Annotated in this window: 18 protein-coding genes; 6 read left to right on the top strand and 12 right to left on the bottom strand. The window is 63.5% G+C overall.

All coding sequences use genetic code 11. The features are described from left to right. Positions 1-244: 244 nt before the first annotated feature. From WS95_RS11270 to WS95_RS11265, 3 genes are all read right to left on the bottom strand, one after another. Positions 245-754, bottom strand: coding sequence for a hypothetical protein (locus WS95_RS11270; protein ID WP_156444472.1), 510 nt, complete (start codon positions 752-754; stop codon positions 245-247). A gap of 261 nt (positions 755-1,015) precedes the next feature. Next, a complete protein-coding gene (locus WS95_RS34765; protein ID WP_156444471.1) occupies positions 1,016-1,603 on the bottom strand; it encodes a hypothetical protein in 588 nt (195 codons plus the stop codon). A gap of 261 nt (positions 1,604-1,864) precedes the next feature. Beyond that, complete coding sequence (locus WS95_RS11265; RefSeq protein ID WP_257139715.1) at positions 1,865-2,668, bottom strand: hypothetical protein; 804 nt, start codon at positions 2,666-2,668, stop codon at positions 1,865-1,867. A 465-nt stretch (positions 2,669-3,133) separates the two neighbouring features. Here WS95_RS11265 and WS95_RS33135 point away from each other — a divergent pair, with 465 nt between their 5' ends. The 4 genes from WS95_RS33135 (at position 3,134) to WS95_RS11245 (ending at position 7,060) form a co-directional block, all read left to right on the top strand. Further along, positions 3,134-3,880 carry a DsbA family protein gene (locus tag WS95_RS33135; protein ID WP_218921593.1) on the top strand — a complete coding sequence of 249 codons (747 nt, stop codon included), beginning with the start codon at positions 3,134-3,136 and terminating at the stop codon, positions 3,878-3,880. 49 nt (positions 3,881-3,929) lie between these two features. Further along, entirely contained in the window at positions 3,930-4,628 is a 699-nt protein-coding gene (locus WS95_RS11255; RefSeq protein WP_179950185.1) for a DJ-1/PfpI family protein, read from the top strand. 231 nt (positions 4,629-4,859) lie between these two features. Continuing rightward, entirely contained in the window at positions 4,860-5,933 is a 1,074-nt protein-coding gene (locus tag WS95_RS33130) for a nitrilase-related carbon-nitrogen hydrolase (protein ID WP_082746900.1), read from the top strand. A 212-nt stretch (positions 5,934-6,145) separates the two neighbouring features. Then, positions 6,146-7,060, top strand: coding sequence for a LysR family transcriptional regulator (locus WS95_RS11245; RefSeq protein WP_218921592.1), 915 nt, complete (start codon positions 6,146-6,148; stop codon positions 7,058-7,060). A gap of 302 nt (positions 7,061-7,362) precedes the next feature. On the opposite strand, the gene arsH is transcribed toward WS95_RS11245, so the two are convergent. The 4 genes from arsH to WS95_RS11225 form a co-directional block, all read right to left on the bottom strand. Next, positions 7,363-8,085 carry an arsenical resistance protein ArsH gene (arsH, locus tag WS95_RS11240; RefSeq protein WP_059823847.1) on the bottom strand — a complete coding sequence of 241 codons (723 nt, stop codon included), beginning with the start codon at positions 8,083-8,085 and terminating at the stop codon, positions 7,363-7,365. Positions 8,086-8,105: 20 nt separating this feature from the next. Beyond that, positions 8,106-9,179 (bottom strand): ACR3 family arsenite efflux transporter, encoded by a 1,074-nt coding sequence (arsB, locus tag WS95_RS11235; RefSeq protein WP_059823846.1) that lies wholly within the window; start codon positions 9,177-9,179, stop codon positions 8,106-8,108. Between the two features lie 64 nt (positions 9,180-9,243). Next, positions 9,244-9,738: an arsenate reductase ArsC gene (locus WS95_RS11230; protein ID WP_059780953.1), complete on the bottom strand. Its 495-nt coding sequence runs from the start codon at positions 9,736-9,738 to the stop codon at positions 9,244-9,246. A 30-nt stretch (positions 9,739-9,768) separates the two neighbouring features. Next, entirely contained in the window at positions 9,769-10,104 is a 336-nt protein-coding gene (locus WS95_RS11225) for an ArsR/SmtB family transcription factor (protein ID WP_034207527.1), read from the bottom strand. Between the two features lie 702 nt (positions 10,105-10,806). Between WS95_RS11225 and WS95_RS11220 the strand changes: the two genes are divergently transcribed. Further along, positions 10,807-12,948, top strand: coding sequence for a hypothetical protein (locus WS95_RS11220; RefSeq protein ID WP_059823844.1), 2,142 nt, complete (start codon positions 10,807-10,809; stop codon positions 12,946-12,948). Positions 12,949-13,048: 100 nt separating this feature from the next. Here the strand turns inward: WS95_RS11220 and WS95_RS11215 are convergent, their stop codons facing one another. The 5 genes from WS95_RS11215 to WS95_RS11195 form a co-directional block, all read right to left on the bottom strand. Then, complete coding sequence (locus tag WS95_RS11215) at positions 13,049-14,449, bottom strand: GGDEF domain-containing protein (RefSeq protein WP_059823842.1); 1,401 nt, start codon at positions 14,447-14,449, stop codon at positions 13,049-13,051. Positions 14,450-14,715: 266 nt separating this feature from the next. Beyond that, positions 14,716-15,894, bottom strand: a complete 1,179-nt coding sequence (locus WS95_RS11210) for an acetyl-CoA C-acyltransferase (protein ID WP_059823841.1) — start codon at positions 15,892-15,894, stop codon at positions 14,716-14,718. Between the two features lie 50 nt (positions 15,895-15,944). Continuing rightward, the gene (gene pncA, locus WS95_RS11205) at positions 15,945-16,577 is read right to left on the bottom strand and encodes a bifunctional nicotinamidase/pyrazinamidase (protein ID WP_006483895.1); all 633 of its coding nucleotides are present in this window, start codon (positions 16,575-16,577) and stop codon (positions 15,945-15,947) included. A 44-nt stretch (positions 16,578-16,621) separates the two neighbouring features. Then, positions 16,622-18,706 (bottom strand): 3-hydroxyacyl-CoA dehydrogenase NAD-binding domain-containing protein, encoded by a 2,085-nt coding sequence (locus tag WS95_RS11200; protein WP_059823839.1) that lies wholly within the window; start codon positions 18,704-18,706, stop codon positions 16,622-16,624. Positions 18,707-18,896: 190 nt separating this feature from the next. After that, positions 18,897-20,540, bottom strand: a complete 1,644-nt coding sequence (locus WS95_RS11195; protein WP_059823837.1) for a 3-(methylthio)propionyl-CoA ligase — start codon at positions 20,538-20,540, stop codon at positions 18,897-18,899. A 177-nt stretch (positions 20,541-20,717) separates the two neighbouring features. Between WS95_RS11195 and WS95_RS11190 the strand changes: the two genes are divergently transcribed. Then, on the top strand, positions 20,718-22,286 hold the full coding sequence (locus tag WS95_RS11190; protein ID WP_059823836.1) for a protein adenylyltransferase SelO: 1,569 nt from the start codon (positions 20,718-20,720) through the stop codon (positions 22,284-22,286). The last annotated feature ends 21 nt before the right edge of the window (positions 22,287-22,307 follow it).

Here is a 22,307-nt window from a genome sequence, read left to right as displayed (position 1 = left end):
GTGGCTCTTGTTAGAGGTTGCGAGCAAGATCCGATCGGTCCGTGTGGTCTGTCGAACTGTCCTGCTGTCGCCCCAAATGCCAAATGCGGAGCGGCAGCCGCTGGTAAACTGACGAGGCCAAAGCAATTTTCCCCCGGTCACATGAGCACCCAACCCGCAGCAGCACCTGCCCCCGTAAGTCCAATGATGCAGCAGTACCTGCGCCTTATTTGACGGGGCCGGATGCGCAAACCTACGCCAAGTCCTACGCTCGCCCATCACTACCCATCGGCCTGTCTCTGACGTACGGGGCAGCGAAGTCGGCGTCGAAAGTGCCCTTCCATGAGCGCACGCGCATCGAAGTAGAGTAGTAATACTCATAGTTTGTGCGGGGAATCTGGTCCACCCGGACTGCGACGCTTGCAAAAACCCCGTCTCGTATAGTTGCATCGCCCGTGCAAATGTATGAGACCACGGCAAGGTGTTCGTCCAGTATCTTCCGGATGAACTCGACTGCACCACCGGCCTCTTCGGCATTGCCTAGAACGGAGAAGAAATGCCGATGGGTTGCTGCGTAGAAAACCGTCACCTCGTCGTTGTACAAGGAAGAAACCTCTAAGGGCCCACCTTTCGATCCTGCGAGCGATGGCACCCGAACATTGAAATAATTCTCGCCATTACGGGCAACAATAGAAAAATAGCTCCTCCAGCTCGGGAAGATTGAGAGAAGATCTCCCGCCATTTGGCGAGAAAAGGGCTCAAGCAATTCGATCAAGGTGGCTCCCCCGCAGCTCGCCAATAGCGCAACGCGATCAATGACAATCCTACGCCAGAAGTCGATCGACCTCTGCTGGCCGACAATCACCTGTCTTGATCATTGGAAATTGGCCGAAAGGCGAACTTCGCACTGCCGGAGAACCGGCCTAAACGGCTTTGTAGGCCGTCAGAACAGTTTCAAAATCAGCATATTGAGGTATTTGACCATCCAATTTAGCCGCCCGCAGAGCACGGACGAGTGACTTTGCCCGGCCGGCCACTAGTTGATTCCACCACCGCCGAACGGGGAAAGATCATCCGGCTTCTCTACACGTTCCCCGACTGGATCGTTGTAATTGATCGGATCACCGGCACTCGGAATCCTTGGCTCGGCAGAGTCCAAAGCCAATTCACTACGCTGCTCGTTCCACTTGAGCTGACCACCGCGCAGACTTTCTTGAGGCATCGCCTCCAAGGCGCCCGACCGATCGCTTTTACTGGCAGCATCCGAATTCGCGGCAGTGTATTCGGGGGGATCTTCAATTGTCGCCACGCCACCAGGACGCGCCGCGTCGGCGGTGTTTTCTTGCGTCTGCTGCATTGCAGCGCCTGTCGAGTGCGCCGTCGACTGATACGCCGTACCTCCGGGCACGAGGGCCATCACGTCGGCGGGTGACAGGGGCTGATCCCAAGTGCCTATACCCCCCCAGTTACCTCCCGCGGTAGCCTCGGCTGGCGACTCCACGCACGCGGAAGTCGGCACTTGGATGCTTTGATGCTGCTGCGTTTCCACATTCCCTGCGGAATCTTCCGCATTGGCCTGCGTCACCGCGTCGTCCTTCGACGTATCCGGGCTATGGGTCGACATCTTGTTTTCCTCGCTTCACCTAGGATTGGCGCCGACGACAATGGTAGGACAAAAAGAAGAACGCCACTTGGGTTTTGCTCCAGTGACCTCCTGGTGAGCTGCTGCAAAGGGCAGGCATCCGTCCCGTAGTTCAGGAGATGGAATGACAAGTGCAAGGCTTGTCCAGCAAGGCTCCCGCCCCTTGCTGTAGCAAATCTGTAGCACGCAAAAAAGCCCGCTCGTTGCGGGCTTTCGTGCTTCTGGGCACCCAATCCGACCGTTTCAGCAAGGCACTCGGCCACCGCCCATCATGCACCATCGCTGCATCTCCTGTTGCGGAGGCGCATACGGTAGTCCAGTCCTCGGATCGATGTGGTCATACTGCCCCGTGGGGTGTCGAGCCCTCCACGCGGCTTGGTCGGCATACTGTTGCTCGATCGCGGCTTGCTCTCGTGCCAGATCGGCCTTCTGCGCATCGTCGAGTTTCTTCGTCATGGTCACGAGCCGCGCGAACTTTGGATCGCGAACATCCTGCAGGGGCGGTAACGGTGGCGCAGGCGGCATGATGAGCACAGGGCCGGTGTATTTCGGTATCGGCAACTTGGACGGTCGGCCAAACTTTGCCGCCATATTCATCTCCCACAACGCAGCGTCCATTCCGAGCGCATGTTCGTAGTCGCGATTGACGACCGCCAGCGTGACCGTCCCCGACGGCGTCGGCAATGGCTGCAGGGAAGGTGGAAGCGTCTGTCGAGCCTCGGGATAAATGGTGCGGGCATAAGCGATTGCTGCGACGGAGTACTGCTGCAGCACTGCCTCGTACGCTTCCAGTATCTGCGCTCGATCATAGCCGCCAGGATTCTCAAACATCGGCTTATATGCCAACACTTTCTGGCTATACAACGCATTCGCATTCCGCTGCTCTGCGGCAAACCGTTGTTGAGGATCCGTCGGCGCAGACGCCGATAGGGGCGCACACCCTGAAAACGCGCTGGCGACAAGCAATATCCCGACTGTCGCGCGCACAAGCAACGAGCGTTGACGCGACATATCCGCGATCATCTGGTTGACCAAGGCGAGCAGCAACGAGAGTCGTGGGTTTGACGGTGTAATCTTGTGGGCCCCTGCCATGTGCGTCCCTCGTTGTGAGATGTTAGTCCGCAGAGTTTAGCGGAAAGGTCGCTCGTGCCGATGTAGGGAAAGTCGCCCGCTCGCCCCTGCAGCGGCCATTTACACGTTCAGCCCGGCTCTACCATCCCCCACTCATCGTGGCCGATCTCACCTAAACGGCTTTGCAGGCCGTCCGTTCTCTATCGGACAATAGTGGTTGCACCCAATACGCTTTGCGCATTCTGAAACCCACCACTGTCGCTCCGCAGGCCCCTGTCTTCTTGGTCATGGCTGCATTCTCACAAGAACCGGAGCACAGACAATAACCGCGCAGCTCGATGATTCGTTCAATAAAATTGAACAGTATTATAAATAATAAGGTATTTATACACAAAAAACTGAAAAGTATGATTGGGACATTCTCTTTCTCCGAGTATGTCCATGATAGACAAAGCCTTTCTCCCGCCGATGTGCGATCCCCTCACGGGAGTCTGCCTGGTGCCCGACGTTGCGCCAGGTTCGGATGTCCGTCCTGCAGTTGGATCAAAACCCAAAGTGCACTATATAGGCGACCCCATGTGTTCGTGGTGCTGGGGAATTTCACCCGCGCTGAATGAATTGCATTCCTATTGCGTAGCCCACGACGTCGCATTCGAAATCACGCTCGGTGGACTCCGCGCCGGCGGTGGTGATGAATGGAATAGTTCGTTCAAGCAGTTCTTGCGGCAGGAATGGAGCGATATCCATGAGGTCACCGGACAACCTTTTGGCTTCGGACTGTTGGAACTCCCCTATTTTGATTACGACACTGAACCGGCGTGCCGCGCCGTTGTAGCAGTTCGGACGCTCGTCGAGGAAACCAGCGGGGCAAAAGAAGCCGTTCTTGAGTTTTTTAGTGCTGTGCAGCGCAAGTTCTATGTTGAGACTGGCGATCCCAAGGAAGTGGAATTTTATCGCTCGGTTTGTCATCAACTCGGCATAAATTTTGACGCCTTTGCCGATGTCTTTGCGTCCGACGGCGCGATGCTCGAAACAGTCGACGATTTCGCGCGTAGTCGTGCAATGGGAGTTAGGGCATTTCCGACCATTCTCGTGGAATACGACGGCGGCCTTACTGAAATCTCCAGAGGCTCTGTCACCGCCGAGCAACTCATCCGCAAGCTGAAGTTGTTTGTCGGCGAACGGTAAGCCTGCCGCATATTGCGGTTTCATTTAGTTCTTATTGATGGAAAATATCGTGAACGAAATCAAATCAATCCTGTTTCTCGCCTTTCCTAATGTTGGCGAGCAAGACCTTTTTGCCGCGTGGGAGTTGATGCGCGCCGCGGCATGGAATTTGTCCCAGCAAGGCAAGACGCTGGAAGTATCGCTCGGCAGCTTCGAAGGCGGCGTTCTGCCGACGCATATGGGCGCTCATATCCAGAGCGAACGAACCGTGACCAGCAACGACCGATTCGACGTGCTTTACGTCCCCGGCGGCATCGGCGCAGGCTCTGCTTCCAAGGACCCGCGCATACTCGACTTGATTCGAGCGCATCACGCGGAAGGTCGATGGGTTGCGGCGAATTGTGCAGGCGTCGGCGTCCTGTATCGCGCAGGCGTGCTGAACCAGCACGAGATCACGTCGCCGGCCAGCCTGGCTCGGCGCCTGCCCGCACTCGGTGCGAAACTCGTCTCGCCTCGTCGCGCATGGTTGGTCGATCACACCAATCGGATCTTCACTTCCGGCGGGGCTGCGACGGTGCATCCGAGCACGATCGCGCTGACCCGAGCGCTACTTGGCGAGGACAGTGCCCGCGGCCTCGCACAGTCGTGGGATACTTTGGCCCTTCATGGCGAGGCGCTGTTTTCGGACGTCGGGCCGGTCATGAATGATGATCCGGTAGCGGCGGCGGCTCTGCAGGATCAGCTCGAAACCGTCTTCATGCCGGACTGACGAGTGGGTAACCGGTCTGCGGCGGCGACGCCGCCGCAGACGCTTATGGATGAAACACTACTGGCGTCGAGGCGAAGCGGATCGTGTTCCTGCACATTGCCACCGTTTCTCCGAACACTCCCCATCTCTCATGCTTGCGATTCCGGAACAAGCAATTTGAATCTCCGGCGGATCTATGTGTCGATCCAGCCACTTCCGACTCGGCGAGCTTAATCGTGAAAAGGAAAACCGATGATTGAACCATATGGCGTGGTTGGGTTGATTCCCACTGTATGGGGTATCCGGTCGCGACAGGATATCACCCGTAATCTCGATCATATCGAGGAGCTTGCCGCGGGTGCGCTGTGGCTTTCGTCCCTGGATGTGCCAGTCAAATTGCTGGTCATTCCCGAAGGAGCGCTGCAAGGATTCAATGATGAGGCATTGGATTTAGCTCCGGAGGAGTTTATTCGAACCGGTGCGATTGATATTCCCGGCCCCGAAACGGATCGCCTTTCAAAACTAGCGGTTCAGCACCGCGTGTTCATTATCGCTCAGGCAAAAGCTCGCAATCCAGATTGGCCCGGTTTGTTTTTCAATGTGGGTTTCATCATCGATCCCAGCGGCCAGATCATTCTTAAGCATCATAAGGTATCAGCCCTGCTGCCCTGCGAGCGCTCGGCGTCACCGCATGATCTGTTCGACGCGTGGGTCAAAAAATACGGCCGCAATCTACAATCTTTCTGGCCGGTCGTCGATACAGCCATTGGTCGTCTCGGCGTCATGATGGCGATGGAAGGAAATTACCCGGAGAATGGACGCGGATTGGCCCTGAACGGCGCCGAAGTGGTTTATAGAGCGTCGATGCCCACACCGTTTACCGAGAACGATATCTTTGAAATATCGAATCGGGCACGGGCGCTCGAAAACAATATGTACGTGCTGGCGCCAAATATAGGTGGCATCTACACTTTTCCAGAAACTCAAGCTCCCGTTGACGCCGGCGGGGGACGCTCGATGATCGTCAATTACAAGGGGCAAATTATCGGCAAGCAAAATGATACGAACGGATCAACGTTCGTGACCGGCACTATCGATATCGAAGCTTTGCGGCACCATCGGGCAAGTGCTCAAGTTACGAATTGGGTAAAAGATATTCGCTCGGAACTCGCTCAGATCATTTACGAAGAGCCCCTGTATCCAAAAAATATCTACCTTGATTCCCCTCAGCGCAAGCATCACGAGTACAAAAAAGAAATACTGGACAAACGGATCCAAGACATGATTGATCGCGGAATTTGGGTGCCGAGCTCTTACCGACGATAGTTCAATGCGTGTCGGTCGTCCCCTTGTTATCCGCGTTATGCTCGATCTCATCGGACAAGGCAAAAAACGGGCGACCGCCACGCGCACCTGCCAACCGGGTGCGCCTAATTTTTTGAGTCACCAGTATTGTATTCAAACCAATCGCCTTCCTCTATTTCAAATAGTAGTAGCATTGAATTTTTGCCGTTCCAGCCATGGACAAATTGTCAGCCATGACGACCTTTGTCAAAGTCGTCGAAGCAGGATCTTTCACCAAGGCCGCCTATGCGATGAACCTGCCCAAGGCACGCGTCTCGCAAAGAATTTCGGCACTTGAGAACGCCCTAGGCGTGCGGCTGCTGCAACGGACCACGCGTGTACAGCAATTAACGGACGACGGTCGAATCTACTTCGCCAAGTGCCAAGCTATCCTGGCTGAAATCGAGGAGATGGAAAGTGCCATGACGGGTAGCACCGGCTCTCCCAAGGGCGTGATCCGGGTGGAGGCGCTGGCGTCGATTGCGAGGTCAATACTGGCCCCCAAGCTCGCCGACTTTCGTCGGCGCTATCCTGGCATCCGCATTAATCTCGGATGCAATGATCGTATTAGCCATCTTCTGGAGGAAGGCGTTGACTGTGCCATCCGAGGAGGGCAACTTCGCGATTCCACATTAGTCGCAAGACATGTTTGCGATGTAGCTTTCGGTCTATACGCGTCACCTGCGTATCTCGCCCGTTTCGGTCGAATCGACTCCGAACAGGTTTTGAGGCGAGCAGACAGGATATCGTGGTCCAGCTCCAGCGAAGCGGTAATCACCGACGCGGTGTGGCGACTGATAACGCCAGATAGCGTTACGGAAATTAGTGAACCGGCATCACTGATGCTCGACGATCCCGACGCGATGATCATTGCAGCGCTACACGGAGCGGGGGTAGTCGCGGCTGCCCCGTTTTCGGTCTATACCTACGTTCGCCGAAACGAACTGGTGCCAGTATTGCCGGAGTGGCATTTTCCGCTACGCCCGATCCATATCGTCTATCCAACGAGCAAACATCTTTCTGCGCGCGTACGAAGCTTCCTGGACTGGGTGATTGATGTACTCAACACCAGCCCGCAGTTGAAGATGCTACCTCGCGACCTGGCCTAGACCGTATTTTCCGGTAATTTCAGCCAGCACGGATGAACCGACCGATTATGCCGGACCGGCCGCCAGCCCCCGATCAATCGGCCCACTCATGACCGGGCAGTATGGGAGATCGCTTCCCGTCACAGTCGCGTGCTGGATCATCAATGCCGTGCCCCCCGCCGCTCAAGAAGGCGCTGCTCGAGCGTGCGCTGGGCGGTGTTGTTCCGCCGCATGCCGGCGGCCAGACTGAAGGATGAGACCACGCATCGGTTGCGATTGCCGGCAGACCCCTGAAGCGTGCGTCGCTCGCCTTCCGTCGCACACTAGATACTTCGCTGATTCACACGCCGTGAAAGCGCTTCGGCGCTCTCCTTCCGCTCGCTGTACCGATCGACCAGGTACGGGCCGATGTCTCTCGTCAGCAACGTAAACTTCACCAATTCTTCCATCACGTCCACGACACGATCGAAATAAGCGGACGGCTTCATCCGCCCCGCTTCGTCGAATTCCATGAAAGCCTTCGCCACCGACGACTGGTTCGGGATGGTCAGCATGCGCATCCAGCGTCCGAGCACCCGCATCTGGTTCACCGCGTTGAACGACTGCGAACCGCCGCTGACCTGCATCACCGCGAGCGTCTTGCCCTGCGTCGGTCGCACGGCGCCGACCGACAGCGGAATCCAGTCGACCTGCGACTTCATGATGCCCGTCATCGCGCCGTGCCGCTCCGGCGAGCACCACACCATCCCTTCCGACCACGTCACCTGTTCGCGAAGCTCGACGACCTTCGGATGACTGTCGGGCGCGTCGTCCGGTAGAGGCAGTCCGCTCGGATTGAACACGCGGACTTCGGCGCCCATCGCCGTGAGCAAGCGTGCCGCCTCCTCGACCAGCAGGCGGCTGAACGAGCGCTCGCGGAGCGAGCCATAGAGCAGCAGAATTCGGGGAGGATGCGTCGACGGCGCCGCCGGCCGCAATTGGGCAGCATCCGGCACGCGGAACTGCTCGGTGTCGAGTTGCGGTAGATCGTTCGTGTCGTCGGTCATCTGCAGATTCTCCGGTGTACTCAGGCCCGATGCTCATACCAGCCCTTCGACCGGTTGACGACACGCACGACCAGCAACATCGCCGGCACCTCGACCAGCACGCCGACGACGGTCGCCAGCGCGGCGCCCGAGTGAAATCCGAACAGGCTGATCGCCGCGGCGACGGCCAGCTCGAAGAAGTTGGATGCACCGATGAGCGCCGACGGACATGCAACGCTGTGCTTCTCGCCGACCGTGCGGTTGAGCCAGTAGGCCAGTGCCGAATTGAAGAACACCTGAATCAGGATCGGCACCGCCAGCAGCGCGATCACGAGCGGCTGCGCCAGAATCGCGTCGCCTTGAAAGGCGAACAGGAGGACGAGCGTCGCGAGGAGCGCGGCGATCGACCAGGGAGCAGTCCTCACCATTGCGGCATCGAATGCAGCCGCGCCCTTGGCGAGCAGGCGCTTGCGCCACAACTGCGCGAAGATGACCGGAATGACGATGTACAGCACGACCGAGGCGAGCAGCGTCGCCCACGGTACGGTGATCGCCGACATGCCGAGCAGCAGCCCGACCATCGGTGCGAACGCGATCACCATGATGCTGTCGTTCAGCGCGACCTGCGACAATGTGAACAGCGGGTCGCCGCCCGTGAGTCGACTCCACACGAACACCATCGCCGTACACGGCGCCGCGGCCAGCAAAATCAGGCCCGCGATGTAGCTGTCGAGCTGGTCCGCCGGCAACATCGGTGCGAACAGGTGGCGAATGAACAGCCAGCCCAGGAATGCCATCGAGAACGGCTTGACGAGCCAGTTCACGGCAAGTGTGACGCCGATGCCTTTCACGTGTCGACGTACCTCGTGCAACGCTGCGAAGTCGACCTTGACGAGCATCGGAACGATCATCACCCAGATCAGCAGCCCGACGGGCAGATTGACCTGCGCGTATTCGATCCGGCCGATCTGCCGGAACAAACCGGGCAGCATCCGGCCGAGCGCGATACCTGCGACGATGCACAGCGCGACCCAGAGCGTGAGGTAGCGTTCGAAGAAATTGATGGCCGGCTTGGCAGCGGCCTTGCTCGGCGGGGCGGTGTCGTACGCGGTCATTGCACGGGGTTCGGTCTCGAAGGCGTCGCCCGCCGCTCACGTCGGCGGGCCGTCGTACGGGCGATCAATGTCGCGCGATATCGGTCAATGCGTGCTGAAGCTCGGCATTGCTCATGCGCTCGAGCGGCAACGCCAGCAACTGCAGCATGCGATAGCCGATCGCTTGACGCGTCAGGTCGAACGCCAGTCGCCTGCCTTCGTCACCGCCGGCCGCATTCGACGGATCGGCGTAACCCCAATGGACCTTGACGGGGCTGCCGGGCCAGTACGGACACGTTTCGGCTGCCGCACTATCACACACCGTGATGACGACACGCATCTCGGGCGCGCCGTCGCCGGCGAATTCGTCCCAGCTTTTGCTGCGGTATCCGTCAACGTCGACGCCGGCGTTCGTCAACGCCTCCAGCGCGAACGGGTTGACGCGACCGCTCGGCGCGCTGCCGGCGCTGTACGCCCGGACGTCCTTGCCGAGCGTCGCGGCCCAGAAATTGAGCATGCCCTCCGCCAGCACGCTGCGGGCGGAGTTGTGGGTGCAGAGAATCAGTACGTTCGTGGTCATCGGCGATGCACGCGCATGCGTGTCGGGGCGTCAGGATCGGCAGCGATCGGGCGTCGGGCACGCCACCACCGGCGAACAGGGATTCCCGCCGCAGCAGTTCTCGGTGAGGTAGGCCAGCAAGCCGTTCATCGTCGCGAAATTTCCGCAATAGAACACGAAGCGGCCTTCTTGCCGGCTCGTCACGAGTTGCGCATGCGCGAGCTCCTTCAAATGGAACGACAGCGACGACGGCGGCACGTCCAGCAACGTGGCGATTTGCCCGGCCGGCATGCCTTCCGGCCCGGCCTGGACGAGCGCACGAAACACCGCGAGCCGGGATTCGTGTGCGAGCGCTGCAAGCGCAGCGATGATCTGATTTGTTTCCATATTTCCATAATAGTCGAAATATGGAACGTTGTGTAGCGAGTCAGATGAGCGACGATAGCCGCCACGCCTGCCCAAGGGGCGGTTCCGGTGGAGCGAAATACACGAGCCCGGTTGAAGAACAGGAACGCGAATTGCACTGCCGCGTGCGCACCGCCCGCGGGGGCGCCAGCTCGTGAGCCAAATGGCGAGACGAGCACGACGATTCCTTTCCTGTCCGGCATCAATCGCCGGCGCGATACGGTATTGCCGATCGGTTTCGTCACCGGATATCCGAAGTGAATTAATCCGCATCCGTTAAATTGCACATTTTACCGGCGAGACGAGTAATAATTGCGGCCGTCTTTTCAATTCAATATTCGAAAACAAAAACATTATTGACTTCGACTTTCCCGTAAATTTAGAATCGCCTACAACGGCTTACGTATCATCTTCTTCGCCGCCCCGGATTCGCCACTCACCCGTGCGAAGGGCCTGCGCATCGTCTTTCTCGCGGAGCATCGACGCATCGCCCCTGTCGTTTTCAGCTTTCGGCATTTATCTATCATTCGGTTATTTGCCAACTTTTTCTTTTCGAAGAATCGCAACACCCCGATTAACTTCCACCATTCGCCAGAACGAATACAAGATGGGATCAAGCGGACCCGAGATCCGCCGATTAGAACATCCAGATAAAAATCGCCAGTCATCAGGAGGGACATCAACATGCATCGCCTTGCGAAGTCGCTGTGTCTCGGGCTCGTCTGTGCCGGTCTGCTGTCGGCCTGCAACGACGACGACGTCAAATCGAACAACCCGCCGTCGAACACCGCCGCGTTGTCGTTCCGCATGGATACCGGCGGCCAGATCAACGCGTTCTACCGGCAGGACAAGGTCGCCGCGCACTTGCTCGTGCGTTCGTCGACGAAGCCGCGCCTGCTCGTGGTCTTCCCCGCCGGCAACAGCGGCACCGGGCTGTGGTTCGACGACACCGCGCAGCCGGTGAACTGGAGCCTCGACACCTCGCCGTCCGCGTTGTCGGCCCCGGACGCACACGGGCGCCCGCTCTACGGCATCGGCGCCGACGTGTCGGTCGACACCGGTACGCTGACGATCCGTCAGGGCGTGCTCAGCAACGTGCGCTTCCTGCGCGACTTCAACGGCGGCGCCACGATTCCGCAACAGATCCTCACCGCGCCGACGGTCCAGGGCAGCACCGCGCAATGGCAACGCGACCGGATCGACGGCGCGCCCGGCTATGCGCTGCGCATCACGCTGCGCGACGGCGGCAGCATCGCGCCGGCAGCGGGCGGCAAGCTCGTGCTGAGCGCGCCGGCGGGCTCGCACACGCTGAAGCTGCACGTCGATGCGCTGTCGGGCGAGACGCCGCTGTCGCCGATCACGCACGCCGACCTGTTCGCCCCGTCCGTGAATCCCGACCCGGTCAGCCAGAACGTGCTCGAATTCCTCAGCTTCAACGACAAGCTGCTGGCCGGCTCGTGGCAGTACGACACGTACTTCGGCCGCGACACGCTGATCTCGGTCCGCATGCTGATGCCCGTGCTCGAACCGGCGGCGATCGAGGCCGGGCTGTCGTCGGTGCTGAGTCGCCTGTCGGCCGACGGCAAGGTCGCGCACGAGGAAGGCATCGGCGAATTCGCGCTGATCGACAACCAGAAGAACGGGCGGCCGAACGATGCGACGCCGACCTACGACTACAAGATGATCGACAGCGACTACCTGCTCGCGCCGATCGCGGCCGCGTGGCTGATCGACGATACGCGCGGCCAGGCGCGCGCGGCCGCGTACCTGGCGCAGCGCGGCAGCGACGGACAGACCAACGGCAGCCGCCTCGTGGTCAATCTGCTGCACGTCGCGACGACCGCGCAGCCGTTCGCGCAGCAGCCGTCGGTCGCGAACCTGATCCATCTGCGGCCCGGCGAAATCGTCGGCAACTGGCGCGACAGCACCGACGGCCTCGGCGGCGGCGTGTACCCGTACGACGTGAACGCGGTGCTCGTGCCGGCCGCGCTGCGGGCGGCGAACGCGTTCCTCGCCCGCGGCCTGCTCGATCCGTACCTCGACGCCGGGCAGCGCGCGACGCTCGCCAACACGGCGAACCAAGCGGCCATCTGGGAAACCCAGGCGCCGCCGCTGTTCCAGGTCAGCGTGCCGGCCGCGCAGGCGGCCACCGACGTGTCGGCCTATGCGCCGTCCGCCGGCGTGCCGGCCGGCGCCGCGCCCAACGCGCCGCTGGCCTTCTACGCGCTGTCGCTCGACCAGCAGGGCAATCCGATTCCGGTGATGAATTCCGACGGCGGCTTCGCGCTGCTGTTCGGCACGCCGCCGGACGACCAGCTTCAGCGGATCGTCGCCGACGTCACGCGGCCGTTCCCGACCGGGCTCGTGACCGATGCCGGGATGCTGATCGCGAACCCTGCGTACGCGAACCCGTCGCTGTGGCCGAAGTTCACGAGCTCCGCGTATCACGGCACAGTGATCTGGTCGTGGCAGCAGGCGATGTGGGTGGCCGGGCTCGATCGTCAGCTTGCGCGCCAGGACCTGTCGGCCACGACGCGCACGCTGCTCACGCAGGCGCGGCAGACGATCTGGCAGGTGATCTCGAATGGGCGCGACATGCGCACATCGGAAATGTGGACGTGGTCCTACGTGAACGGCAAGTACCAGACCGACGCATTCGGCACGCGCAGCGCCGACGCGACCGAAGCCAACGCGGCGCAGCTCTGGAGCACGACGTATCTCGCGATCCGCGATCCGCAGCAGCGCGCGGGCAAGTACTGGTGGCAGGCGTCGCAGCCGATGGAAGAGGCGCAGCCGAAACAGGCGACGGCGGTGGCGTCGCGCTAGCGCGTCGCCGCGCGCGTGCCGGGCGTGCCGGCCGGCACCGGCACTGGTCTGAAAAAGCCCCGGTGGCGCACCCGCCGCCGGGGCGTCGGCGGGATGCGGATCATCGCGACACCACGCGGTTGCGCCCTTCCCGCTTCGCCTGGTACAGCCGCTCGTCGACCGCCCGCAGCAGCGCATCGACCGTGCCGCCGTCGATGCCGTATTGCGCGACGCCGACGCTGACCGTCACCTGCACGCGCTTGAAGTCGAGCCCGAACGGCGCACTAGCGATCGACGAACGCACGCGCTCGGCCGTCATCCGCGCGCCCTCGAGCGGCATCTCCGGCAACAGCGCCATGAACTCCTCGCCGCCGACCCGCGCAAGCGCACCCGCCGGCCGGATCGCCTCGAGGCACTGGCGCACGACGCCGCGCAGCACCTCGTCGCCGATCTGGTGCCCGTATGCATCGTTGATGTTCTTGAAATTGTCGAGATCGAGCGCGAGCAGGCAGAACGGCGTGCCGTCGCGCTCGGCCCGCACGATCTCGCGCTCGACCTGCGCGATGAACTGGCGGCGGTTCGACGCGCCCGTCATCGGGTCGGTCGCGGCCATGTACTCGAGCTTCTGGTTCGTGCGCCGCAGCTCCTGCAGCGCGCTTTCGGTGCGCGCCATCGATTCCGACAGCCGGCTCATCAGATCTTCCTGGCTGTAGATCGCCGAGAACGAGCGCGTCGTCTGCAGCGCCTGCACGACGCCGTAACTGAGCAGGAAGAATCCGCCCGCGAAGATCGCATGCGCGAGCCACCACATGTGATTCCACGGCTTGCCGAGGATGAACGCGAGCGACGACAGCGCGAACGCCATGATCGACACGCCGTAGATCACCATCAGCGGCGAGCGGATCCGCCGCGCGAGCAGCACGCACACGTTCAGCAGCGAGAACACCAGCGCGCCGCCTTCCATCGACAGCCGCGTGCCGAGCGCGCCCGCGACCGGCGAATACGCGATGTACGCGACCGCCACGTTGACGATCACGAAGAACACGATCCACGGCAGCCACGTCCGCGCGCTCGTGCGCTTGTCGATCCGGTCGGGCGGACGCGAATACGACAGCAGGCCCGTGAGCAGCAGCGCCGACATCACGAAACGCGACGCGGGCCCGTACAGCAGGAACAGCCAGATATTGTGGTGCGCCATCCCGGTGAATGCGCCGTGCAACGCATAGATCATCGCGAAGCCGAGAAAGCCGAGCGTCAGCCAGCGCAGCAGCGGCTCGCCCGACGACCGGTAGCACACCCACGTCACGTAGGTGACGAACGCACCTTCGATCGTCGCCGCCGCGATCGCGATTTCATGGAAGGCGTGGTTCTCGAACACGACGCTCCGGTCGCTGAAGAACCACAGATAGGCAATCAGATAGGCAGGCAGCAACGCGAATCCGACCAGCAGGCATTTCGCGTAGAGCCTCGCGGCCGCGCTGACGACGCGCGGCGGTTCCCCGGCTGCATAGGTCGTACTCATTCGGTCCCCGGTCGGTCTGCTGCGTTGATTCGAATCTTCGCGTCGCGGATCGCGCGACGCACGATCCGGCCCATCGTGCCGAAAGGCAAATGTCAGAGCAAGTATAGGTGGGGCAATTCGTTTGACAAGTCAGGGGAAACGGCATTGCCGGGTGCGTGCCTTTTGCGTCCCCGTCGTAGCGAATGGCGCGTCGGCTGCGCCGATTCGCTAAAGCGACGTGCGGCGTGCGGCGACGCCGCAGCGCCGCTGCAGCCGCCGCGCAAAGATCAGAGGATTTCGAACAGGCCGGCCGCGCCCTGCCCGCCGCCGATGCACATCGTGACGACCACGTACTTCACGCCGCGCCGCTTGCCTTCGATCAGCGCGTGGCCGGTCAGGCGCGCGCCCGACACGCCGTAAGGATGGCCGACCGCGATCGCGCCGCCGTTCACGTTCAGGCGATCGTCGGGAATCCCGAGCGTGTCGCGGCAGTACAGCACCTGCACCGCGAACGCCTCGTTCAGCTCCCACAGGCCGATGTCGTCGACTTTCAGTCCGGCCTGCTTCAGCAGCTTGGGCACCGCGAACACCGGGCCGATGCCCATTTCGTCCGGTTCGCAGCCGGCCACCGCGAAGCCGCGGAACGCGCCCAGCGGCTGCAGCCCGTCGCGCTGCGCGGCGTCGGCGCTCATCACGACGCAGGCCGACGCGCCGTCCGAGAACTGGCTCGCATTGCCCGCGGTGATCACGCCGCCCGGCACGGCCGAACGGATCTTCGACACGCCTTCGAGCGTCGTGTCGGGGCGGATGCCCTCGTCGGCCGACACCGTCACTTCCTGCGTGAACAGGCGGCCCGTCGCCTTGTCGGCGATGCCCGCGAGCACGGTGATCGGCACGATCTCGTCGCGGAAACGCCCGGCTTCCTGCGCGGCCGCGGCGCGCAGTTGCGACTGTACGCCGTACGCGTCCTGCCGCTCCTTAGAGATGCCGTAGCGCTTGGCGACGTTCTCGGCGGTCTGCAGCATGTTCCAGTAGATCTCGGGCTTGTGCTGGACGAGCCAGCCTTCCTGGATCATGTGCCGGTTCATCTCGTTCTGCACGCACGAGATCGATTCGACGCCGCCGGCCACATAGACGTCGCCTTCGCCCGCGATGATCCGCTGCGCAGCCAGCGCGATGGTCTGCAGCCCCGACGAACAGAAACGGTTCACCGTCATCCCCGGCACGCTCACCGGCAGCCCGGCGCGCAGCGCGATCTGCCGCGCGATGTTCGCGCCCGTCGCGCCTTCGGGGTTCGCGCAGCCCATGATCACGTCCTCGACGCGCGCCGGGTCGAGCTTCGCGCGTTCGAGCGCGGCCGCGACCACGTGGCCGCCGAGCGTCGCGCCGTGCGTCATGTTGAAGGCACCGCGCCAGGATTTCGCGAGCGGCGTGCGTGCGGTCGATACGATTACGGCTTCGGTCATGCGAGTCTCCTTCGGTCCTGCTTCATGTCCTGAATCGGATGGGGAATGCGCTACGCCGCCGGGCGCGCGCCCGCGGAGGTCGCATGTGCGACGCCCGCTGCCTGCATCTGCTGCCATGCGTGTGCGAGCGACCCGTTCAGGTCGATCGCACGGCACGCATCGTTGATCACCGCGGCTTCGAAACCGGCCGCGCGCGCATCGAGCGCCGACCACGCGACGCAATAGTCGGTCGCGAGCCCGCAGCACCACACGCGCTTCGCGCCGAGTTCGCGCAGGTAGCCTGCGAGCCCCGTGCGCGTCGTGCGGTCGGCTTCGACGAACGCGGAATAGCTGTCGACCTGCGCGTCGCCGCCCTTGCGGATCACCAGCCGCGCGTGCGGGATGTCGAGGTCGCGATGCAGCGCCGCGCCGTCGGTGTCCTGCACGCAGTGCACGGGCCACAGCACCTGCTCGCCATACGGCAACGCGAGCGTCGAGAACGGCTCGCGGCCCGGATGGTTCGCCGCGAACGACACGTGCTCGCGCGGGTGCCAGTCCTGCGTGAGCACGACCTGATCGAAGCGTTGCGCGAGCGCGTTGATCACGGGCACGACCGCATCGCCGTCGGGCACCGCGAGCGCGCCGCCCGGCATGAAGTCGTATTGCACGTCGATCACGAGCAGGACGTCGTCGGTGCGTTTCATTGCGTGTCTCCAGACAGGATCGGCCGCGCCGCGATGCGGCGGCGTCAGCCGTTGAACCCGCGGCCGGCCTTCGCCAGTTCCGCGATCGACGGCGCGAGCCGCCAGGCGTCGCCGTTCGGCGCCGCCGCATAGCGGCGAATCGCGCGCTCGACGTTGTAGAGGCCGACCGTGTCCGCGTACAGCATCGGGCCGCCGCGCCACAGCGGGAAGCCATAGCCGGTCAGGTAGACCATGTCGATGTCGGACGCCTTCGACGCGATCTTCTCCTCGAGAATCTTCGCGCCTTCGTTGACGAGCGCGAACACCAGCCGCTCGACGATCTCGTCGTCGCCGATCTTGCGCCGCTCGACGCCGCGCTCCTTCGAATACGCGACGATCATCTCGTCGACGAGCGACGACGGCTTCGCCTTGCGATCGCCCGGCACGTAGTCGTACCAGCCGGCGCCCGTCTTCTGGCCGAAGCGGCCCTGTTCGCACAGGCGGTCGGCGATCTTCGAATACTGCAGCTCGGGCTGCTCGACGTAGCGCCGCTTGCGGATCGCCCAGCCGATGTCGTTGCCGGCGAGGTCGCTCATCCGGAACGGCCCCATCGCGAACCCGAACTTCTCGATCGCGCGATCGACCTGCGCGGGCAGCGCGCCTTCCTCGAGCATGAACAGCGCCTGACGGATGTACTGCTCGATCATCCGGTTACCGATGAAGCCGTCGCACACGCCCGACACGACCGCCGTCTTGCGGATCTTCTTCGCGACCGCCATCACGGTGGCGAGCACGTCCTTCGCGGTCCGTGCGCCGCGCACGACCTCGAGCAGCTTCATCACGTTCGCCGGGCTGAAGAAGTGCATGCCGACCACGTCCTGCGGACGCTTCGTGAACGCCGCGATCTTGTCGACGTCGAGCGTCGACGTGTTCGACGCGAGGATCGCGCCCGGCTTCGCGACTTCGTCGAGCTTGCGGAACACCTGCTCCTTCACGCCGAGTTCCTCGAATACGGCTTCGACGATCAGGTCGGCGTCCTTCAGGTCGTCGTAGGACAGCGTCGGCGCGATCAGCGCCATGCGCGCGTCGAGCTTCTCCTGCGTGAGCTTGCCCTTCTTCACCTGCGCGTCGTAATTCTTGCGGATCGTCGCGAGGCCGCGCTCGAGCGCCTCCTGCTTCGTCTCGAGCAGCGTGACGGGCAGCCCCGCGTTGACGAAGTTCATCGCGATCCCGCCGCCCATCGTGCCCGCGCCGATCACGCCGACCCGGCGGATCTCGCGCAGCGGCGTATCGGCCGGCACGTCGGGAATCTTGCTCGCCGCGCGCTCGCCGAAGAACGCATGGCGCAGCGCGCGGCTTTCCGGCGTCATCATCAGCGCGACGAAACCTTCGCGCTCGGCGATGCTGCCCTTGTCGAAACCGTTCAGCACGCCGGCCTCGATCGCGTCGATGCACTTGTGCGGCGCGGGGAAATTCGGCGCGGCCGCCCGCGCGGAATTGCGCGCGAACTGGATGAAGCCCGTCGCGTTCTCGTGGACGATCTTGCGATCGCGCACGCGCGGATGCGGCCCCTTCTGCGCGCCGACCTTGCGTGCGAACGCGACGGCCGCATCGAGCAGGTCGCCGTCGGCCATTTCGTCGAACAGCCCGCTCTTCGCGAGTTGCTCCGACGGGACCGGCGCGCCCGACACGATCATGTTCAGCGCGGTTTCGAGCCCGACCGCGCGCGGCAGGCGTTGCGTGCCGCCCGCGCCCGGCAGCAGCCCGAGCTTCACTTCGGGCAGCGCGACCTGCGCGCCGGGCGCCGCGACGCGGTAGTGCGCGCCGAGCGCAAGTTCCAGGCCGCCGCCCATCACGACGCTGTGCAACGCCGCGACGACCGGCTTCGCGCTCGCCTCCACCGCACGGATCACGGTGTGCAGCGTCGGCTCCTGCAGGGCCTTCGGCGTATTGAATTCGGTGATGTCGGCGCCGCCCGAAAACGCGCGGCCCGCGCCGGTCAGCACGATGGCCGTGACCGACGGATCCTGCGCGGCGCGATCGAGCGCGTCCATGACGCCCTGACGGGTCGACAGGCCGAGCCCGTTGACGGGCGGGTTGTTGAGCGTGACGACGGCCACGCCGTCGCGAGTCGAGTAGTCCACTGCCATCTGCCTGCCTCCATGCATCGCGCGCCGGATTGGCTGCGCTTCATTGTGCGCGGTCGAACGGCCGCATGTCCGGATGAACGCAGGCAGCATACAACGAAAAAGCACGGTCGTTCAATTTGAATTTCGTTCCCGATCCGAGGGACGGATCGGGCGACCGGTTCGCGGGCCGGGAACGGCCCGGGCGTCGGGTTTACGGCTCGCACACCGCCGTCGGCAACACGTAATCGCGGAACGTCTCGCGCAGCTTCAGCTTCTGCAGCTTGCCGGTCGCGGTGTGCGGCAGCGATTCGACGAACACGACGTCGTCGGGAATCCACCATTTCGCGACCTTGCCCTCGTAGAACGCGAGCAGCGCGTCGCGGCTCAGGTTCGCGCCTTCGCGCGGCACCACGACGAGCAGCGGCCGCTCGGTCCATTTCGGGTGCGCGCAGGCGATGCACGCGGCTTCGGCCACCCCCGGGTGCGCGATCGCGACGTTTTCGATGTCGATCGAGCTGATCCACTCGCCGCCCGACTTGATCACGTCCTTGCTGCGGTCGGTGATCTGCAGGAAGCCGTCGGGGTCGATCGTCGCGACGTCGCCGGTCGGGAACCAGCCGTCCGACAGCGGCGACGCGTCGCCGCGAAAGTAGCGGTCGATCACCCACGGCCCGCGCACCTGCAGTTCGCCGAACGCGACGCCGTCCCACGGCAGCTCGCGACCGTCCTCCCCGACGATGCGCATGTCGACGCCGCAGATCACGCGCCCCTGCTTCTCGAGCAACCGGCGCTGCGCGTCGAGCGGCCGCTGCGACTGCGCCCAGTTGAGCTTCGCGAGCGTGCCGAGCGGCGACAGCTCGGTCATCCCCCACGCATGGATCACGCGCACGCCGTATTCGTCCTCGAACGTGCGCAGCATCGCGGGCGGGCACGCGGAGCCGCCGATCACCGTGCGGTTCAGCGTCGAGAAACGCACGCCGGCTTCGCGCATGTAGTTCAGCAGGCCGAGCCACACGGTCGGCACGCCCGCGGAAAACGTCACGCGCTCGGCCTCCGTCAGTTCGTACAGCGACTTCCCGTCGAGATCCTTGCCGGGCAGCACCAGCTTGCCGCCCGTCAGCGGCACCGCGTACGGCAGCCCCCATGCGTTGACGTGGAACATCGGCACGACGGGCAGCACGGCGTCCATCGCGGACAGGTTCATCGCGTCGGGCAGCGCGGCGCCGTACGCATGCAACACGGTCGATCGATTCGAATACAGCACGCCTTTCGGATTGCCGGTCGTGCCGGACGTGTAGCACAGCCCCGACGCCTGCTGCTCGTCGAGACGCGGCCAGTCGTAGCGGCCGTCCTCGGCGTCGACGAGCGTTTCGTAGCAGAGGAACGGCGTCGCGCCGGACGGCAGGTGCGCGGCATCCGTCATCGCGATCCAGCCCTTCACGTGCGGGCATTGCGGCGCGATCGCGTCGACGAGCGGCGCGAAATTGATGTCGAACAGGACGTAGCGGTCTTCCGCGTGATTGACGATGTACGCGATCTGTTCGGGAAACAGGCGCGGGTTGATCGTGTGGCACACGGCGCCCATCCCGCCGATCCCGTAATACGCCTCGAGATGCCGGTAGCCGTTCCACGCCAGCGTGCCGACGCGGTCGCCGGTTTCGACGCCGAGCCGCCCGAGCGCCTGCGCCAGCCGCTTCGCGCGGCGTTCGCAATCGCGGTACGTGTAGCGATGCAGGTCGCCTTCCACGCGCTTCGACACGATTTCCGTGTCGCCTGCGTGCCGCGCGGCATGCGAAATCAGCGACGACACCAGCAGCGGCACATCCATCATCTGGCCCAGCAACGGCTTACCCATCGTCTTGTTCTCCCCGAGGATGCGAATCGGTGACCAGCGTGCGGGCCGTTTCCGTACGGAAGCAGTCCGGTGCGCGCCCGTCGGCGGCCCCGGACGGGCGTGGCGCGCGGTGCGCGGGCCGCCATGCGGGCGGCGCGGCGCCGCCTTACAATATCGGCTTACCCAGAGGCGCTCAACATGTCGTTTTCCCGAAGCGCAGCCGATGCGGCTGACACCCTGCCCGACCTCGCCGCGACGCTCGGCGCGCCCGCCGAACATGCGTTCGTCACGCTCGGCGACGCGTTTCATACGCGGCTGCCGGCCGCGCCGCTCGCCGCGCCGTACGTCGTCGGCTTTTCCGACGAAGTCGCGCAACTGCTCGACCTGCCGCCCGCGATCGCCGCGCAGCCCGGCTTCGCCGAGCTGTTCGCCGGCAACCCGACGCGCGACTGGCCCGCGCACGCGATGCCGTACGCGTCGGTCTATTCCGGCCATCAGTTCGGCGTATGGGCCGGCCAGCTCGGCGACGGCCGCGCGCTGACGATCGGCGAATTGCCCGGCACCGACGGCCGGCGCTACGAACTGCAGCTCAAGGGCGGCGGCCGCACGCCGTACTCGCGGATGGGCGACGGCCGTGCGGTGCTGCGCTCGTCGATTCGCGAATTCCTGTGCTCGGAAGCGATGCATCACCTCGGCATCCCGACCACGCGCGCGCTGACGGTGATCGGCTCCGACCAGCCGGTGGTGCGCGAGGAGATCGAGACGGCGGCCGTCGTCACGCGCGTGTCGGAAAGCTTCGTGCGCTTCGGCCACTTCGAGCACTTCTTCTCGAACGATCGCCCCGATCTGCTGCGCCAGCTTGCCGATCACGTGATCGACCGCTTCTATCCGGCCTGCCGCGACGCGGACGATCCGTACCTCGCGCTGCTCGAAGCCGCGACGCTGCGCACGGCCGACCTCGTCGCGCAGTGGCAGGCCGTCGGCTTCTGCCACGGCGTGATGAACACCGACAACATGTCGATCCTCGGCGCGACGATCGACTACGGTCCGTTCGGCTTCGTCGACGCATTCGACGCGAACCACATCTGCAACCACTCCGATACCGGCGGCCGCTATGCGTACCGGATGCAGCCGCGCATCGCGCACTGGAACTGCTACTGCCTCGCGCAGGCGCTGCTGCCGCTGATCGGGCTGCAGCACGGGATCGCCGACGACGATGCACGCGCCGAGCGCGCGGTGGACGATGCACAGGCCGTGCTCGCGAAGTTTCCGGAGCGCTTCGGTCCCGCACTCGAACGCGCGATGCGCGCGAAGCTCGGCCTCGCGCTCGAGCGCGAGCACGACGCCGAGCTCGCGAACAAGCTGCTCGAGACGATGCACGCGAGCCACGCGGATTTCACGTTGACGTTCCGCCGGCTCGCGCAGGTCTCGAAGCACGACGCGAGCCGCGACGCGCCCGTGCGCGACTTGTTCATCGACCGCGAAGCATTCGACGCATGGGCGAACCTCTACCGGGCGCGGCTGTCCGAGGAAACGCGCGACGACGCGGCTCGCGCGGTTGCAATGAACCGCGCGAACCCCAAATACGTGCTTCGCAACCATCTCGCCGAAGTCGCGATCCGGCGCGCGAAGGAAAAGGATTTTTCGGAAGTCGAGCGACTCGCGCAGATCCTGCGCCGCCCGTTCGACGAACAACCGGAGCATGAAGCGTACGCGGCGTTGCCGCCCGACTGGGCCGGGTCGCTCGAAGTGAGCTGCTCGTCGTGACCGCACGACGCGTCCGACCCG

It is taken from the genome of Burkholderia sp. MSMB1826, assembly GCF_001526325.1.
GTDB lineage: Bacteria > Pseudomonadota > Gammaproteobacteria > Burkholderiales > Burkholderiaceae > Burkholderia.
This window is presented reverse-complemented; position numbering and strand designations above follow the sequence as displayed.